Raw genomic sequence first — 16,526 nt, 5'->3', positions numbered from 1 at the left:
CGCGGCGGGGGCCCCCGCCCGCGCCTGACCGGAACCCGCCGCCCCGCGGCACCCGGCCCCCCCGGCGGGGGGGCACGGGACCCTCGTCGCGTGCGGGGCCGGGAGCCGGTCAGCGCTGCGTGAAGTCGCTGTGCGTGCTGTCGGTCCACCAGGCGTACAGCGTCCCCAGCCCGGCCTGGCCGCCGTTCTGGATGGCCACGATGCCCTCGGCGGCCAGGTCGTCCTGCGTCCAGTACAGGATCGCGTTGTTGTCGCCGTCGACGAAGCAGCCGAGCCGGCCGGCATCCACCCCGTTGATCGTGTACTCGTCGTAGCCCTGCCCGGTGGCACAGTCCGGCTGTCCGGTGAAGGCGCTGACGCCCTCGCGCGTCATGTCCGCGAGGAAGACGGAGTCGACGGTCGCGGCGTCCTCGTACAGGTAGAACGACGACGCCTCGGGGCCGGGCTGGGTCGCGGCGGCGCCGCAGTTGACCGCGGCGACGTCGCCGTCCCCGGCCGGGTCCGCGGCCTCGCAGGCCGCCGGGTCGAAGTCGCCCGGGATGATCGCCAGCAGCTGGTCCTGGGCGTCCGTGGAGGTCCCGCCGCCGGTGCTGCCGCCGGAGGTGTTCCCGTCCGACGTGTTCCCCGTCGACGTGTTCGCGTCGGAGGTGTTCCCCGTCGAGGTGTCGGTGTCGTCGGCCCGGACGTCGTCGCCGCCGCTGAAGCCGCCGGCCAGGGCGATGACCCCGACCACGACCGCGATCAGCGCCACCGCGGCACCCACGATCAGCAGCGGCAGCTTGCTCGAGCCCCTCCCGCCGCCCGAGGCCGAGGAGCCGGCCGGCGGCGGGAACCCGGGCCCCGCCGGCGGCGGGAAGCCGGTGGGCGGGCCGGGGTTCGACGGCGGGCCGTAGCCGGTCGGCGGGCCCGGGTTCGACGGGGGGCCGTAGCCGGTGGGCGGGCCGGGGTCGGACGGCGGGCCGTACAGCGCCGCGGGCGCGCCCGGGTGCGACGGCGCCCCGTAGCCGCCGGCGGGACCGGGGTTCGAGAAGCCCACGGTCTGCGGGTGGACCGGCAGCGGGGCGACCGACGTCGGCGGCGCGGCCTCGGACCGCACCGTCACGCCGGCCGAGCTCAGCGCCGCCCGCGCGGCCGCGGCGAACTCGCCGCACGTCGCGTACCGCTCGTCGGGCTCCTTGGCCAGGCCCTTGAGGACGACGTCGTCCAGGCCGCGGGGCAGGCCCGGCCGCAGCGCGGACGGCGGCTGCGGGGTCGTGTTGAGGTGCGCGTACATGAGCGTGGCCAGCCCGTCGCCGGTGAACGGACGCCGGCCGGTGAGGCACTCGAACAGCACGCACGCGAGGGCGTAGACGTCGACGCGCTGGTCGATCGGCTTCTCGAGGAACCGCTCGGGCGCCATGTAGTCGAAGGAGCCGAGCGCGGCGCCGGTCTGGGTCAGCGCCGGACCCTGTGCGTCCGACGTCGACCGGGCGATGCCGAAGTCCACCAGGTAGACGAACTCGTCGTCGCCACTGCCGGTCAGCAGGACGTTGGAGGGCTTGACGTCGCGGTGCACCAGGCCGTCGGCGTGCGCGGCGTCGAGGGCCCGGGCGGTCTGGCTGACGACGCCGACCGCCCGCTCGGGGCTCATCGGCCCCTCCTCGGCCAGGACCGCGGCGACGTCGCGGCCGGGCACCAGGCGCATGTCCAGGAACAGCCGGCCCTCGATCTCGCCGTAGCGGTGGATCGGGACGATGTGCGGCTCGTTCAGCCGCGCCGCCAGGTGCGCCTCGCGGCGGAAGCGCTCGCGGTAGCCGCGGTCCGCGGCCAGGTGCTCGGAGAGCACCTTGAGCGCGACCGTGCGGTCGTGCTCGGTGTCGAAGGCGCGGTACACCTCTCCCATCCCGCCGCGGCCGAGCAGCGCCTCGATGCGGTAGGGGCCGAACTGTTGCAACTCCACCGGTGATCCTCCGTGTGCCGCAGCCCGGGGCGCTCGTCGGAGCCGGGGCCGGGTGCGGGTCGACGGCGGAGTCTAGGGACGGGTCCGCGACCCGACCAGCGTCTCGGCCGTGGCTCGTCGGCCGGAGGGACGGGGCGGACGCCGGGCGGCGGACCGTGACCGGCGCGTGACCCGGCCGCGGAACTGCCGCGCGCGAACCTGTGGTCGGGACGGCGGAGTCTCCCTATCTTCCTCTCGCTCTCGGGCCCCCAGCGCCCGTCCCCACGAACGGAAGAAGCAGATGAGTCAGCCCCCCGGCCAGTACGGCGCGCCGAGTCAGTACGCGCAGCCCGGTCAGTACGGCGCGCCCGGTCAGTACGGCGCCCCCGGCGGCTACGGCGCGCCGGGCGGCTTCGGCCCGGGCGGCGGCCCCGGCTTCGGCCCCGGCGGCTACGGGCAGCCGCCGCAGAAGAAGAGCGTCCTGCCCTGGGTGATCACCGGGCTGGTCGTGGTGCTGGCCGGCGTCGGCGTGCTCCTCTTCTTCCTCCTCCGCGGCGACGACACCCCCGCCCCGGCGGCGCAGGAGTCCTCGACGTCGGCGGACGCCTCCGACGACGGCGGTGAGGACGGCGACGAGGGCGCGGACGGCGGCTCCGACACCGGCTCCGACACCGGTGCGGACACCGGCTCGGGCATGGGCATGGACATGGGCGGCCCGGTCGGTGTGCCGCCGGGCGCCGGCACCCCCGGCAACGGCGGGGGCGGCAGCACCGGCACCCCGATGGGCAACGACACCGGCGGCGCCGACGCCGGCCAGATCCCCGGCTCCTCCGACCTCGCGCTCGCGTGGGTCCAGGCGGTGTACGACTTCGACTACGCCACCGCCTACGGCCTGTCCTGCGCCGAGCTGCAGGCCGCGGCCCAGCAGGGCTCGGCCGGCACCGAGTACGCCCCCGACGAGTACCTGACGCTGTACTTCTACAGCCAGGTCCTGGGCGGCCACACGATCGCCGAGGGCGGCCTGGTCAGCATCGAGTACGACGCGGCCAACGCCGTCGACGTCGCGACCTTCGAGCTGACCCTCGACGACGGCACCACCCAGAGCGTGCAGGTGTGGGTCGGCCAGGACCTCACGGTCTGCAACTTCGGCTGACGCACCCCTCCGACGGCCGGTCCCCGCAGCGTGCGGGGGCCGGCCGTCGGCGCCCGTGCCGCCGGTCGTGCGGCACGATGGGCCGGTGTTCGCGGTGACCCGGCTGCGCGTGCCCGAGACCGAGGCGGCCCGCCTCGCCGACGCCGTCGACGGGCTGCTCGCGGCGCTGACCGCCCGGCCCGGCTGCCGCGGCGGGGAGGCCGGCCGCTGCGCCGACGACCCGACGCTGTGGGCGCTGGTCACCCGCTGGGAGGGCGTGGGCGCCTACCGCCGCGCGCTGTCGGCCCCGGAGGTCAAGGTCGCCGGCGCGCCGGTGTGGGTGCACGCCCTCGACGAGCCGGGCGCCTACCTGCCCGCCGACGGGCCCGGCGCGCGCCCGGCCGCGCAGGTCCCGGGTGCGTAGCCTGCGCGGGACAGTCCACACCGGGCCGGGAGGGGCGCGATGAGCCAGCCGCCGCAGGACGACGGGACGCCGCCGCCCGACCGCACCCGCGAGGTGCGCCTCCCCCCGCCGCCCCCGCTGCCGCGCCCGGACCAGCCCACCGGGCCGGTGTCCGGCGGTCCGGTGCCCGGCGGTCACGACCAGCGCGACCCCACCCTGCGGCTGGGCGCCCCCGGCCAGCAGATCCCGCAGCAGCAGACCCCGCAGCAGCAGACCCCGCAGCAGCCCCCCTACGGACAGCCGCCGTACGCCCCGCCCCCGTACGGACCGCCGCCCCAGGGCCGGCCCCAGCCCGGCTACGGCCAGCCGCCCCCGTTCGGACAGCCGCCCGCCGGTGCGCCGGGGTACGGGCCGCCGGGCTACGGGCCGCCCGGCTACGGACCACCCGGGTACGGCGCCCCGCCGCCGCCGCCGCGGAGGAGCCGGGGCCCGCTGGTCGCCCTGCTCGCCACGCTCGCCGTCCTCCTGGTCGGTGGCGGTGTGCTCGCCGCGGTCCTGCTCTCCCGGGACGACGACGGCGACGGCCCGGCCACGACGGCGACGTCGGCGAGCACGTCGGCGTCCACCCCGTCCTCGTCCACCTCGTCCTCGTCGTCGCCCTCGTCCTCCTCGCCGGGGTCGTCGTCCGGTGAGGGCGGCTTCGGCGGCGGCGCCGGCACCCCGACCGGAGGCGGCGGCGGGGGAGCGGGCGGGGACCTCAACGTCCCCGGCAGCCCGGAGTTCGCCGCCTCGTGGGTGCAGTCGGTGGTCGACCGCGACGCGGCCGCGGCCTACGACGGCCTGTGCGCCGACGGGCAGGGCCAGTTCCCCGACGGGCAGGCGGTGCTCGCCGACTTCGACACCTTCCTCGGCGGCCGGATCACCGAGGGCTCGGCCACCGGCGCGACGGCGGCCGACGACGTCGACGAGGTCACCTTCGAGGTGACCCTCGACAGCGGCCAGCCGGCCACGTTCGTCGTCACCGTGGTGGACGAGGGCGGGCCGGCCGTCTGCGGCTACACCTCCCCGTAGGCAGGGCGGCCGCCGCGGCCGGGGGCCGCTCAGGCCGGGCGTCTACCGTGGGCGGGTCAACCGCCGACCGCCAGCCGGATGGAGCACCGAGCTCGTGAGCGCCAGCAGCACCACGCACGACCCCGCCCGCCTCGACAAGGTGGTCAACCTCTGCAAGCGCCGGGGGTTCGTCTTCCCGTCGGGGGAGATCTACGGCGGCACCCGCTCCGCCTGGGACTACGGGCCCCTGGGCGTCGAGCTCAAGGAGAACATCAAGCGGCAGTGGTGGCGCACCGTCGTGCAGAGCCGGGACGACATCGTCGGCCTGGACTCCTCGGTGATCCTGCCGCGGCAGACCTGGGTCGCCTCCGGTCACGTCGGCGTCTTCACCGACCCGCTGACCGAGTGCCAGAACTGCCACAAGCGCTTCCGGGCCGACCACCTCGAGGAGGCCTTCGAGGCGAAGAAGGGGCGGCTCCCGGAGAACGGCCTCACCGAGGTCACCTGCCCCAACTGCGGTGTCACCGGCCAGTGGACCGAGCCGCGCGACTTCAACATGATGCTCAAGACCTTCCTCGGCCCGGTCGAGGACGAGTCGGGGCTGCACTACCTGCGCCCGGAGACCGCGCAGGGCATCTTCGTCAACTTCGCCAACGTCATGGGCGCGGCGCGGAAGAAGCCGCCGTTCGGCATCGGCCAGATCGGCAAGTCCTTCCGCAACGAGATCACCCCGGGCAACTTCATCTTCCGCACCCGCGAGTTCGAGCAGATGGAGATGGAGTTCTTCGTCGAGCCGGGCAGCGACGAGGAGTGGCACCAGTACTGGATCGACGAGCGGACCCGCTGGTACACCGACCTGGGCATCTCCCCGGACAACCTGCGGCACTTCGAGCACCCGAAGGAGAAGCTGTCGCACTACTCGAAGCGCACCGTCGACATCGAGTACCGCTTCGGCTTCCAGGGCTCGGAGTGGGGCGAGCTCGAGGGCATCGCCAACCGCACCGACTTCGACCTGTCCACGCACACCGAGCACTCGGGCGTGGACCTGTCCTACTTCGACCAGGCCAGCAACACCCGCTGGACGCCGTACGTCATCGAGCCGGCGGCCGGCCTCACCCGCTCGCTGATGGCCTTCCTCGTCGAGGCCTACACCGAGGACGAGGCGCCCAACGCCAAGGGCGGCGTCGACACCCGCACGGTGCTGCGGCTGGACCCGCGGCTGGCGCCGGTCAAGGCCGCCGTCCTGCCGCTGTCGCGCAACGCCGACCTCTCGCCCAAGGCGCGTGACCTGGCCGCGACGCTGCGCCGGAACTGGAACGTCGACTTCGACGACGCCGGCGCCATCGGCCGCCGCTACCGCCGCCAGGACGAGATCGGCACGCCGTTCTGCCTCACCGTCGACTTCGACACCCTCGACGACGACGCCGTGACCGTGCGGGAGCGCGACTCGATGGGCCAGGAGCGCATCGGCCTGGACCGGGTGGAGTCCTACCTGGCCGCCCGGCTCCCCGGCTGCTGAGCGCACACGTCCGCGGAGGTGCCCGGGGCACCTCCGCGGACGGGCGCGACGGAGGTACGCGGGCCGGCGCCGGCCCGGGCGGCAGCGCGCCCCCGCGGGTGACCCCGGCCACCGGGCGCGGCCACCTACCCTGGACGGCGTGACGAGCACCCTGGCGCCGGCGGTCGCCCCGCTGCGGCTGGGGCCGCTCACCGTGGACCCCGCGGTGGTCCTCGCGCCGATGGCCGGCATCACCAACCCCGCGTTCCGCACGCTGTGCCGCGAGTTCGGGGCCGGCCTCTACGTCTGCGAGATGATCACCACGCGGGCGCTGGTCGAGCGCAACGAGAAGACGCTGCGGATGATCCGGGCCACGCCCGAGGAGGCCGCCGCCGGCTTCTCCGTGCAGCTCTACGGCGTGGACCCGGCCACCGTCGGGCGCGCGGTGGAGATGCTCGTCGACGAGGAGGTCGCCGGCACCCGACCGGCGCACGTCGACCTGAACTTCGGCTGCCCGGTGCCCAAGGTGACCCGCAAGGGCGGCGGGTCGGCGCTGCCGTGGCGGCGGGTGCTGTTCCGCGACATCGTGCGGGCCGCCGTCCGCGCCGCCCGCGACGTGCCGGTGACGGTCAAGACCCGCATCGGCATCGACGCCGGCCACGTCACCTACCTCGACGCCGGCCGGATCGCGCAGGACGAGGGCGCCGCGGCGATCACCCTGCACGGGCGCACCGCCGACCAGCTCTACAGCGGCACCGCGGACTGGGCTCCGATCGCCCGGCTGGTGGAGACCGTGGACATCCCGGTGCTCGGCAACGGCGACGTCTGGGAGGCCGACGACGCGCTGCGCCTGGTGCGCGAGACCGGGTGCGCCGGCGTCGTCATCGGCCGCGGCTGCCTGGGCCGGCCCTGGCTGTTCGGCGACCTCGCCGCCGCCTTCGCCGGGGAGTCCCGGCGGGCGCTGCCGACGCTGCGCGAGGTGGCCGCGGTCATGGTCCGGCACGCGCAGCTGCTGTCGGAGGCGCAGGGCGAGCTGCACGGCTGCACCGACTTCCGCAAGCACGTCGCCTGGTACCTCAAGGGCTTCGCGGTGGGCTCCGACGTCCGCCGCGCCCTGGCGATGGTCAGCTCGCTGGACGAGCTGGCCGGCCTGCTCGACCGGATCCCCGACCAGCCCTACCCGACGGCCGTCCTCGGCGGCCCGCGCGGCCGCACGAGCAGCCCCCGGCCGGTGGCGCTGCCCGAGGGCTGGCTCGACGACCGCGACGACCCGCGCCCGCCGGCCGGCGCGGAGCTGGAGACGAGCGGCGGATGAGCGGCCCGTACCTGTACGACGAGGGCCCCGAGGCGCTGCACACCGGCACCCCGCGGCGCCGCAACGGCCTGCTGCTGGCCGTCTTCGGCGGCACGGCGGCACTCGCCGTCGCCATGGTCGTGGCCCTGCCGCTGGTGAAGGGCACGGGGGAGGAGCAGGCCCGCGAGGCGGTCGGGGTCTTCCTGGCCGCGCTCGAGGCCGGCGACACCGGGACCGCCGGCGACCTGCTGTGCCAGGCCGAGCGCGACCGCGGCGACGTCGGCGACGTCCTCGCCGGGTACGAGCACCCCGGCGACGCGGAGGTGGTCGGCGTCGCGGAGGGCCGGCTCGGGGACCAGGACAGCCAGGAGGTCCGGGTCCGCCGGGACGACGGCACGGAGGCCACGCTCACCGTGGTGCTGGAGGACGGCCCGCGCGTCTGCGGCACCTCCGGCTGAGCGCGCGGGCGCCGCGAGCGGATCCCTTCTCGGAGTGCCACCGGGCTGTCACCATGTGCGCCGCCCGGCTGGAGGTCCACCGGGCCAGCCCGAGAGGAACCGCGTTGACGCAGCCGCCCCACCCGCCCGTCGCCCCCGCCGCGCCGTACGCCCAGCCCGGGCCCTACGCCCCCGCCGCGCCCTACGCGGCCGCCGGTGCCGTCCCCGCCGGTGCCGTGCCGGCCGGTGTCGCGCCCGCCGCCGCCCCGGCCCCGCAGCCGGCCGCGCCCACGCAGGTGGCCTTCCCCGGCCAGGTCCAGCTGCCGCCGCAGCCGCAGTTCGCGCCCACCCCGCAGCAGGCCGCGCAGGTGCAGCGCGGCGCGCTGGCCAGCGGCTTCCCGCGCTACGTCCCGCCGCCGCCGTCGCCGGTCAACCGCACCGGCCTCTACGTCGGCACCCTCGTCGTCGTGCTGACGCTCCTGTTCGCGGTCCTCGGCTTCGTCCTCGTCTCCTGACTCCCGCCGCCTGCCCCCGGCCGGCCCGGCCCCCTCTCCCGCCGGGCCGGCCGTCCGCTGCGTGAGGCCGCTCACCTCCGTGTCCCACGACGAGACACGGGCTGGCGTGTCCCCGTCCGGTGAGTGACGATCGCTGCCTGGCTCCGGGTGGACGTATGAGACGTCTACCCCCGACCGGGGACCCGGGGCCGCGCTCGCCGGAGCGGCCGACGGGGACCCCGCGACGCCGCACCGGCAGCGGACGGGCGGCCGGCGAGACGAGCGCGGAGGTGCACGGTGGGCAGCGTCACGAGCACGACCACCTGGGTCTACGACTTCAGCGAGGGCAACAAGGACCAGAAGGACCTGCTCGGCGGCAAGGGCGCGAACCTCGCCGAGATGACCAACCTCGGGCTGCCCGTGCCGCCCGGGTTCACCATCACCACCGACGCCTGCCGCCACTACCTCGAGCACGGCAGCACCCCGCCCGACCTCGCCGACCAGGTGACCGAGCACCTGACGGCGCTGGAGAAGGCGATGGGCAAGACCCTCGGCGACCCCGCGGACCCGCTCCTGGTCTCGGTCCGGTCGGGGGCCGCGGCCTCGATGCCCGGGATGATGGAGACCGTCCTCAACGTCGGCCTCAACGACGAGTCGGTGCAGGGGCTGGCCGCGCAGTCCGGCAGCGAGCGCTTCGCCTGGGACTCCTACCGCCGGCTGATCCAGATGTTCGGCAAGACGGTCCTCGACATCGACGGCGAGCACTTCGAGGACGCCCTCGACGAGGCCAAGCGCGAGCAGGGCACCGACCTGGACCTGGACCTCGACGCCGAGCACCTGCGCGACGTCGTCGGCCGGTTCAAGGCCATCGTCCGCGAGCACACCGGCCGGGACTTCCCGCAGGACCCGCGCGAGCAGATGGACCTGGCGATCAACGCCGTCTTCGACTCGTGGAACAGCCCGCGCGCGATCCTCTACCGCCGCCGCGAGCGCATCCCCGGCGACGCGGGGACGGCGGTCAACGTCTGCTCGATGGTGTTCGGCAACCTCGGCGCCGACTCGGGTACCGGCGTCGCCTTCACCCGCGACCCGGGCAGCGGCGCGCAGGGCGTGTACGGCGACTACCTGCAGAACGCACAGGGCGAGGACGTCGTCGCCGGCATCCGCAACACCGTGCCGCTGACCGAGCTCGAGCGCATCGACCGCGGCGCCTACGACGAGCTCATGCAGACGATGGCCCGCCTGGAGTCGCACTACCGCGACCTGTGCGACATCGAGTTCACCGTCGAGCGCGGCAAGCTGTGGATGCTGCAGACCCGGGTGGGCAAGCGCACCGCCGCGGCCGCGTTCGTCATCGCCACCCAGCTGGTGGACGAGGGCCTCATCGACATGGACGAGGCGGTCCGGCGGGTCACCGGCGACCAGCTCGCCCAGCTGATGTTCCCGCGGTTCGTCTCCGGGGGGGACGCCACCCGGCTGACCCAGGGCATGAACGCCTCGCCGGGTGCGGCGGTCGGCCAGGCGGTGTTCTCCTCCGAGACCGCCGTCCAGTGGGCCGACCGGGGGGAGAAGGTCGTCCTCGTCCGGCGCGAGACCAACCCCGACGACCTCGCCGGGATGATCGCCGCCGAGGGCGTGCTCACCAGCCGCGGCGGCAAGACCTCGCACGCGGCCGTCGTCGCCCGCGGGATGGGCAAGACGTGCGTGTGCGGCGCCGAGGAGCTGCAGGTCGACACCGCGAACCGGCGGTTCACCGCGCCCGGCGGCGTCACCGTCGAGGAGGGCGACCTCATCTCCATCGACGGCTCCACCGGCCGCGTGTGGCTCGGCGAGGTGCCGGTGGAGGACTCCGCCGTCGTCCGCTACTTCGAGGGCGAGATCGGCCCGGACTCGCCCGAGGCCGACGACCTCGTGCGCAGCGTGCACCGGATCCTCACCCACGCCGACGAGGTGCGGCGGCTGGACGTGCGGACCAACGCCGACACCCCCGAGGACTCCGCCCGCGCCCGCCGCTTCGGCGCCCGCGGCATCGGCCTGTGCCGGACCGAGCACATGTTCCTCGGCGACCGCCGGCAGCTGGTGGAGAAGCTGATCCTCGCCGAGACCGACGAGGACAAGCAGGCGGCGCTCGACGCGCTGGCGCCGCTGCAGAAGCACGACTTCGTCGAGATCTTCGAGGCGATGGACGGGCTGCCGGTGACCGTGCGGCTGCTCGACCCGCCGCTGCACGAGTTCCTGCCCGACCTCACCGACCTCTCGGTGCGGGTGGCCGTCGCCGAGGCGCAGGGGCACCCCGACGAGGCCAACCTGCGGCTGCTGGCCGCCGTCCGCCGGCTGCACGAGCAGAACCCGATGCTCGGGCTGCGCGGCGTCCGGCTGGGCCTGGTCGTGCCGGGGCTGTTCGCCATGCAGGTGCGGGCCCTCGCCGAGGCCGCGTGCGAGCGCAAGTCGGCCGGCGGGGACCCGCGGCCGGAGATCATGATCCCGCTGGTCGGCGCGGTGCAGGAGCTCGAGGCGATCCGCGAGGAGTCCGAGCAGGTGCTCGCCGCGGTGTTCGAGGAGTGCGGCGTCGACCTCGACGTCCTCATCGGCACGATGATCGAGGTCCCCCGGGCGGCGCTGACCGCGGAGGAGATCGCGCAGTCGGCCGAGTTCTTCTCCTTCGGCACCAACGACCTCACCCAGATGACCTGGGGCTTCTCCCGCGACGACGTCGAGGCGGCGTTCTTCCACGCCTACCTGGACAAGGGCATCTTCGGCGTCTCCCCGTTCGAGTCGCTGGACCGCCCCGGCGTGGGCCGGCTGGTGGAGGTCGGCGTGCAGGGCGGCCGCGCGGCGCGGCCGGACCTCAAGCTCGGCGTCTGCGGCGAGCACGGCGGCGACCCCGACTCGGTGCACTTCTTCCACGAGGTCGGCCTGGACTACGTGTCCTGCTCGCCGTTCCGGGTGCCGGTGGCCCGGCTGGAGGCCGGCCGGGCGGCGCTCGGCGGGGAGCGCGCCGGGTCCTGACGGCGGCGCGGCACGCCCGTCCCACCAACCACACCCGGCGCACGGCCCGTGTCATCCTCGACCGGTGACGCGGGTCGGGGCACTGGTGACACGGGTGTTCGGCGCCGTCGTGCTCGCCGCCCTGCTGCTGGTCGCCTCCACCGCCGCCGCCATCTGGTGGACCGCGCGGCAGGACGCGCGGCCGGCCTCGGACGCGATCGTCGTGCTGGGCTCGGCCCAGTACAACGGCGTCCCGTCGTCGATCTTCGAGGCCCGGCTCGAGCACGCGCTGTCGCTGTGGGAGGACGGCGTCGCGCCGGTCGTCGTCACCGTCGGCGGCAAGGCGGCCGGCGACCAGTTCACCGAGGCCGAGGCCGGGCGCGACTACCTGCTGGGCCAGGGCATCCCCGAGGAGTCGCTGCTCGCGGTGCCCGAGGGCGTGGACACGCTGGAGAGCATGCGGGCGGTCGGGACGGCGTTCGGCGAGCGCGGGTGGACCAGCGCCGTCGTGGTCACCGACCCCTGGCACGCCATGCGCGCCGAGCGGATGGCCGAGGACGCCGGCATCAGCGCCGAGAGCTCGCCGACCCGGCAGGGCCCCGCCGTGCAGACCCGCAACACCCAGTTCCGGTACATCCTCCGCGAGACCGCCGCCTACCTGCTCTACCGCGTGACCGGGGAGAGCGTCGCCGGCGCGCCGGGCATCGGCTGAGGAGAGCGCGTGCTGGAGCCGGGGAGGGTGGGGGAGCGCGGGACGGCGAAGGGCGAGGTGCCCGTCCTGCGCGACGGCGCCGTCGCCCGGCTCCGCGTCAGCGGCTGGAAGGAGGCCGCCACCGCCGTCGTCGGGGACCGTGAGTGGGTCCTCGGCCGGCGCAGGGGCGGGGTGCTCGCCGGCCGGTGGGCGGCCGAGCCCGCGGACGCCGCCCGCTTCACCGCCCGGCAGGTGTCGGTGTGGCGCGGCACCTGGCGGGTCGACGCCGACGGCACCGCGGTCGACGTCGTCCCGGCGTCGTGGTGGCGGGGCACCTACCGGTTCGCGGTGGGGGAGCGGGTGGTGGCCGGGAGCGGCTCCACCAGCGGCTGGTCACCCCGGCCGACGCTGACCGCGGACGACGACCTGCCGCTCGACGTCCAGGTCCTGCTGCTGTGGCTGGTCCTGGTGCTGCAGCGGCGCACCTACGGCGCGGCGGTCGCCGTCGCCGCCGGCGGCGCCGCGGCCGCGGGCAGCGGCTGAGCCCACAGCGGGCGAGGGCCACCACTCGCCGTCGTCGCGACGGGGGATGATCGGTGCGGGACGCGCACGGGCGTCCCGGCAGCAGCACGACGGAGGAGGCCCATGGCCGGCCGGGGACGCATCCGAGCGGCGGACATCGCGCTGGTGCGCGAGCGCAGCCGGATCGACGAGGTGGTCGGCGAGCACCTGCAGCTCAAGCGCGCCGGGGGCGGCAGCCTCAAGGGCCTGTGCCCGTTCCACGACGAGAAGTCGCCGTCGTTCCACGTCACGCCCTCGAGGAACCTCTACCACTGTTTCGGCTGCGGGGCCGGGGGCGACGTCATCAGCTTCGTCCAGCAGATCGACCACCTGAGCTTCACCGAGGCGGTCGAGCGGCTGGCCGCCCGCGCCAACATCGACCTGACCTACGAGGACGACGGCGGCCGGCCCACCGGGGCGCCGGACCGGGCGCAGGCCGGGCAGCGCGCCCGGCTGGTCGCCGCGAACACCGAGGCGGCCAACTTCTACGCCGAGCAGCTGCGCAGCCCCGAGGCGTCGCCCGCCCGGCAGTTCCTCGCCGACCGCGCCTTCGACCGGCAGGTCGCCGTCGACTTCGGCTGCGGGTACGCCCCCGGCGGGTGGGACGCGCTGACCCGGCACCTGCGCGCGAAGGGCTACAGCCAGCAGGAGCTGGTGACGGCGGGGCTGGCCAAGGAGTCCTCGCGCGGCACGCTCATCGACCGGTTCCACCGCCGCCTGGTCTGGCCCATCCGCGACATCACCGGCGACGTCATCGGCTTCGGCGCCCGCAAGCTCATGGACGACGACCCGGGCCCCAAGTACCTCAACACCCCCGAGACGCCGCTGTACAAGAAGAGCAGCGTCCTCTACGGCATCGAGCGGGCCAAGCGGGACATCGCGAAGAAGCACCAGGCCGTCGTCGTCGAGGGCTACACCGACGTCATGGCCTGCCACCTGGCCGGGGTGACGACGGCGGTGGCGTCCTGCGGCACCGCGTTCGGCCCCGAGCACATCGGCGTGCTGCGCCGGCTGCTCATGGACCAGGACGAGTTCCGCGGGGAGGTCGTCTACACCTTCGACGGCGACGCCGCGGGCCAGGCCGCCGCGCTCAAGACGTTCAAGGAGGACCAGCGCTTCGTCGCGCAGACGTTCGTGGCCGTCGAGCCCGACGGGCGCGACCCCTGCGAGCTGCGCCAGGCGCACGGCGACGCCGCCGTCCGGGACCTCGTGGCCCGGCGGACCCCGCTGATCGAGTTCGTCCTGCGGACGACGCTCGCCGAGTACGACCTGGACACCGTCGAGGGTCGGGTCGCCGCGCTGGACCGGACGGCGCCGCTGATCGCCCAGGTCAAGGACCACGCGCTGCGCCCGGCCTACGCCCGCCGGCTGGCCGGGCTGATCGGCGACACCGACGAGGGCGAGGTGCTCGAGCGGGTGCGCCGGATCACCGGCGGGGAGGTGGCGTCCTCGCGGTCGCGGCCGCGGGTCCCCAAGCGCACCCCGGACGACGCCGCGCTGGCCGTCGAGCGGGAGGCGGTGAAGGCCGCGCTGCAGGTGCCCGAGATCGCCGGGCCCTCGTTCGACGCGATCCCGCCCGAGGCCTACACCGACCCGGACTACGCCGCCGTCGCCGCGGCCGTGATCCAGGCCGGGGGCGCGGCGGCCGCGCAGGTCACCGGGCCGGAGTGGCTGGACCTGGTGGCGGCGCACTGCGAGCGCGAGACCGCCCGCGCCCAGCTCACCGCGCTCGCCGTCGAGCCGCTGCGGTCGGTGGGGGAGGGCGACGCCGGCTACGTCTCGGCGGTGCTGGCCCGGCTGCAGGAGATGGCCATCGTCCGGCAGGTCACCGCGCTCAAGGCCAGGCTGCAGCGGATGAACCCGGTCGAGGAGGGTGACGCCTACATGCGCGCCTTCTCCAAGCTCATGGCGCTGGAGCAGGAGGCCATCTCGCTGCGGCAGCGGGCGATCGGCGGGCTCACGTGAGCCTCGCCTCCGCCCTGCGCCGCCGGTTCACCCGCCCACCGGAGCCGGTGCGCGCCGTCGTGCAGGCCTCGGCCGACCCCGACGAGCGGGTGCTGGCCTGGGGCGCGCTGGTCCGCGGGCAGGGCTGGCTGGTGGCCACCAGCCGCGGGCTGCGCGTCGTCCCCGCGGACCTGCCGCTGGACGCGGCCGGCGACGTCGGCGTGCTGCGCTGGCACGAGGTCGGCTCGGCCCGCTGGGCGGCCACCAACGACGGCGGTGGCAGCTTCACCGTCAGCGCGCTGACCGAGGTGGAGCCCGGCGTGCAGGCGCGTGAGCCCGCGCAGCGGCACGCGCTGAGCGACGCCGGCGACCTGCCCACCGTGGTGCGCCGCCGGGTGGACCAGACGGTGGTGGCCAGCCGCCGCTCGCCGCTGCCGAACGGCGGCGGGGTGGTGCTGGTGGCGCGCCGGGTGCCCGGTCAGGCGGCGCGGGAGTGGACCGTGGTGTTCGACGACGACGCCGACCGCAGCGACCCGCAGGCGCGCGAGGTGGCCCGCCGCAAGCTCGAGGAGGCGCTGGCCGCGGAGCAGCCGGGCTGAGGTCGGCTGCTCCGCGGCCGGTGGTCTCAGCCGACCGGCGGCGGGTCGACCGGCAGCGCGGTCAGGTCGGGCGACTCGGTGGCCGTGGTCGGCGGCGTCGTCGTGGTGCCGGTGCTGCGCGGGGACGCGCCGTTGGAGCCGGTGTCCCGGCCCATCCTGGCCTTCACCGAGCTGACGACGTCGTCGGCGCGGGCCTGTGCCATGCCGGCCAGGCCCTGCAGCTGGGGGTTGTCCTTGGCGTCGGACCACAGCCCGCGGATCTGCTCGTAGCGCTCGCGGCCGGCCCGGGCGCCGAGCACGTATCCGGCGCCGAAGCCGAGGAGGAAGGAGAACTTGGCCACGGGGACCTCCGGGGTCGCGGGGCGGACAGGCTTCGTGATCACGCTACGGGGGGACGCGATCGTCCGCGATCCGGAGGGCCTGCGCAGGGCGCCGGAGGGCGTGAGGTACATTCGTGAGGCGCGCGGGTCGCACCCGCCCATCCCCCGTAGCTCAATTGGCAGAGCATGCGACTGTTAATCGCAGGGTTATTGGTTCGAGTCCAATCGGGGGAGCAACACCGCAGGTCAGCGGGCTGGCAGGCGACCCGAGCCCCGGCCGACGACCAACAAACCACTGGGCGGCGTTCCCCCGTCGGCTCGGCCGCGGGCAGCCCCACGTCGCCGTGCCCTAGGGGACCCGGGACCTCGTCACGTCGGGTCATACCGGTACCGCAGGACGCGGTCGAGGGCTGAACGATCCGAGCACCGCGAGCGCTGGTGTCCCTGAAGGCGGCTCCAGAGACACATGGCGTGCGGACGGGACGGCTCACAGTGTGGCTGTCCTGGACCGACGGCGTGTCCTGGTGGGATGTCTGGGCCGCTCCGGGCTACGCGGCAGGGCCGCGCTCGCGATGGTCCCCTGCGGCGACGAGGCGGTCACTGCTCTGCGCGAGCAACGGCGCCGGCCGCTCGATGCGACCTGTCCCTCACACAGGCGCCGGCGCGCTGCCGGGCGCCTCGGCCCGGACGAGCTGCGCGCGCAGCGCGGCCATCGGGAAGTAGGCGCGCAGCGCGGTGATGAACCCGCCCGCGATGTCGTAGGCCATGGCGTAGGGGAGCCGGACATCGCGGCCGCTGGCCGGCACGCCCTCCCACGTGTCGACCTGCCGACCGATGAAGACGGCCTCGAGCATCGCCGCACCCTCGCCGGTCAGGAGGCTGACCAACTCTGGGTGGGCGTCGAAGGACCGGGTGTGCATCGCGACGATGTGTTCGCGGACGGCCTCCCGACCTCGGATCTGCACGCCGGTCTCCATGGTCGTCCAAACGACGTCCGAGGCGAAGGACTGGGCGAAATCCCTGCCGTTCCGCAGTGCGTCAAGGTAGCGGTCCATGACCTCGCTGGTCTCGGTCATCGCAGGTCCCCCTCCGTGAGGCTGCTCCGACCACTGCCATGATCCTCAGGGCGGTGACGGCCGACTAGAGTCCCGCGGCCCTCCCGGCGGTTCAGGCGAGACGTCGGCCCCGGCCGATCTC

General features: G+C 75.1%; 15 protein-coding genes and 1 tRNA gene. 13 read left to right on the top strand and 3 right to left on the bottom strand.

What is annotated here, in order from left to right; translation table 11 throughout:
• Positions 1-109: 109 nt before the first annotated feature.
• On the bottom strand, positions 110-1,939 hold the full coding sequence (locus ACI798_RS15760; RefSeq protein ID WP_457048353.1) for a serine/threonine-protein kinase: 1,830 nt from the start codon (positions 1,937-1,939) through the stop codon (positions 110-112).
• 280 nt (positions 1,940-2,219) lie between these two features.
• On the opposite strand from ACI798_RS15760, the gene ACI798_RS15755 reads away from it, so the two are divergent.
• The 12 genes from ACI798_RS15755 (at position 2,220) to ACI798_RS15700 (ending at position 15,009) form a co-directional block, all read left to right on the top strand.
• Positions 2,220-3,071, top strand: a complete 852-nt coding sequence (locus tag ACI798_RS15755) for a hypothetical protein (protein ID WP_456941640.1) — start codon at positions 2,220-2,222, stop codon at positions 3,069-3,071.
• An 85-nt stretch (positions 3,072-3,156) separates the two neighbouring features.
• Positions 3,157-3,474, top strand: a complete 318-nt coding sequence (locus ACI798_RS15750; RefSeq protein ID WP_456941641.1) for an antibiotic biosynthesis monooxygenase family protein — start codon at positions 3,157-3,159, stop codon at positions 3,472-3,474.
• A 39-nt stretch (positions 3,475-3,513) separates the two neighbouring features.
• Positions 3,514-4,524: a hypothetical protein gene (locus ACI798_RS15745; protein ID WP_456941642.1), complete on the top strand. Its 1,011-nt coding sequence runs from the start codon at positions 3,514-3,516 to the stop codon at positions 4,522-4,524.
• A 94-nt stretch (positions 4,525-4,618) separates the two neighbouring features.
• A complete protein-coding gene (locus ACI798_RS15740) occupies positions 4,619-6,022 on the top strand; it encodes a glycine--tRNA ligase (RefSeq protein WP_457048352.1) in 1,404 nt (467 codons plus the stop codon).
• Between the two features lie 139 nt (positions 6,023-6,161).
• The gene (gene dusB, locus ACI798_RS15735) at positions 6,162-7,316 is read left to right on the top strand and encodes a tRNA dihydrouridine synthase DusB (RefSeq protein ID WP_456941644.1); all 1,155 of its coding nucleotides are present in this window, start codon (positions 6,162-6,164) and stop codon (positions 7,314-7,316) included.
• Positions 7,313-7,753: a hypothetical protein gene (locus ACI798_RS15730; RefSeq protein WP_456941645.1), complete on the top strand. Its 441-nt coding sequence runs from the start codon at positions 7,313-7,315 to the stop codon at positions 7,751-7,753. Before dusB ends, ACI798_RS15730 begins: the two co-directional genes overlap by 4 nt.
• Positions 7,754-7,857: 104 nt before the next feature.
• Positions 7,858-8,247 carry a hypothetical protein gene (locus ACI798_RS15725; protein ID WP_456941646.1) on the top strand — a complete coding sequence of 130 codons (390 nt, stop codon included), beginning with the start codon at positions 7,858-7,860 and terminating at the stop codon, positions 8,245-8,247.
• 276 nt (positions 8,248-8,523) lie between these two features.
• Positions 8,524-11,235 (top strand): pyruvate, phosphate dikinase, encoded by a 2,712-nt coding sequence (ppdK, locus tag ACI798_RS15720; RefSeq protein WP_457048351.1) that lies wholly within the window; start codon positions 8,524-8,526, stop codon positions 11,233-11,235.
• A 64-nt stretch (positions 11,236-11,299) separates the two neighbouring features.
• Positions 11,300-11,926: a YdcF family protein gene (locus tag ACI798_RS15715; protein ID WP_456941648.1), complete on the top strand. Its 627-nt coding sequence runs from the start codon at positions 11,300-11,302 to the stop codon at positions 11,924-11,926.
• A gap of 9 nt (positions 11,927-11,935) precedes the next feature.
• The gene (locus ACI798_RS15710; protein ID WP_457048350.1) at positions 11,936-12,448 is read left to right on the top strand and encodes a hypothetical protein; all 513 of its coding nucleotides are present in this window, start codon (positions 11,936-11,938) and stop codon (positions 12,446-12,448) included.
• Between the two features lie 102 nt (positions 12,449-12,550).
• Positions 12,551-14,431: a DNA primase gene (gene dnaG / locus ACI798_RS15705; RefSeq protein WP_457048349.1), complete on the top strand. Its 1,881-nt coding sequence runs from the start codon at positions 12,551-12,553 to the stop codon at positions 14,429-14,431.
• Positions 14,428-15,009 carry a hypothetical protein gene (locus ACI798_RS15700; RefSeq protein ID WP_457048348.1) on the top strand — a complete coding sequence of 194 codons (582 nt, stop codon included), beginning with the start codon at positions 14,428-14,430 and terminating at the stop codon, positions 15,007-15,009. Before dnaG ends, ACI798_RS15700 begins: the two co-directional genes overlap by 4 nt.
• Positions 15,010-15,035: 26 nt before the next feature.
• On the opposite strand, the gene ACI798_RS15695 is transcribed toward ACI798_RS15700, so the two are convergent.
• Complete coding sequence (locus ACI798_RS15695; RefSeq protein ID WP_456941652.1) at positions 15,036-15,350, bottom strand: hypothetical protein; 315 nt, start codon at positions 15,348-15,350, stop codon at positions 15,036-15,038.
• Positions 15,351-15,490: 140 nt separating this feature from the next.
• Here ACI798_RS15695 and ACI798_RS15690 point away from each other — a divergent pair.
• Positions 15,491-15,563, top strand: a tRNA-Asn gene (locus ACI798_RS15690).
• A gap of 413 nt (positions 15,564-15,976) precedes the next feature.
• Here the strand turns inward: ACI798_RS15690 and ACI798_RS15685 are convergent.
• Complete coding sequence (locus ACI798_RS15685; RefSeq protein ID WP_457048347.1) at positions 15,977-16,405, bottom strand: nuclear transport factor 2 family protein; 429 nt, start codon at positions 16,403-16,405, stop codon at positions 15,977-15,979.
• Positions 16,406-16,526: the final 121 nt, after the last annotated feature.

Source organism: Geodermatophilus sp. SYSU D01045, assembly GCF_054050295.1.
This window is presented reverse-complemented; position numbering and strand designations above follow the sequence as displayed.

Excerpts from the sequence above, each read along its gene's own strand:
- ACI798_RS15755 (WP_456941640.1), top strand. The coding sequence starts at position 2,220 with ATGAGTCAGCCCCCCGGCCAGTACGGCGCGCCGAGTCAGTACGCGCAG.
- ACI798_RS15745 (WP_456941642.1), top strand. The coding sequence starts at position 3,514 with ATGAGCCAGCCGCCGCAGGACGACGGGACGCCGCCGCCCGACCGCACC.
- ACI798_RS15730 (WP_456941645.1), top strand. The coding sequence starts at position 7,313 with ATGAGCGGCCCGTACCTGTACGACGAGGGCCCCGAGGCGCTGCACACC.
- dnaG (WP_457048349.1), top strand. The coding sequence starts at position 12,551 with ATGGCCGGCCGGGGACGCATCCGAGCGGCGGACATCGCGCTGGTGCGC.
- ACI798_RS15685 (WP_457048347.1), bottom strand. The coding sequence starts at position 16,405 with ATGACCGAGACCAGCGAGGTCATGGACCGCTACCTTGACGCACTGCGG.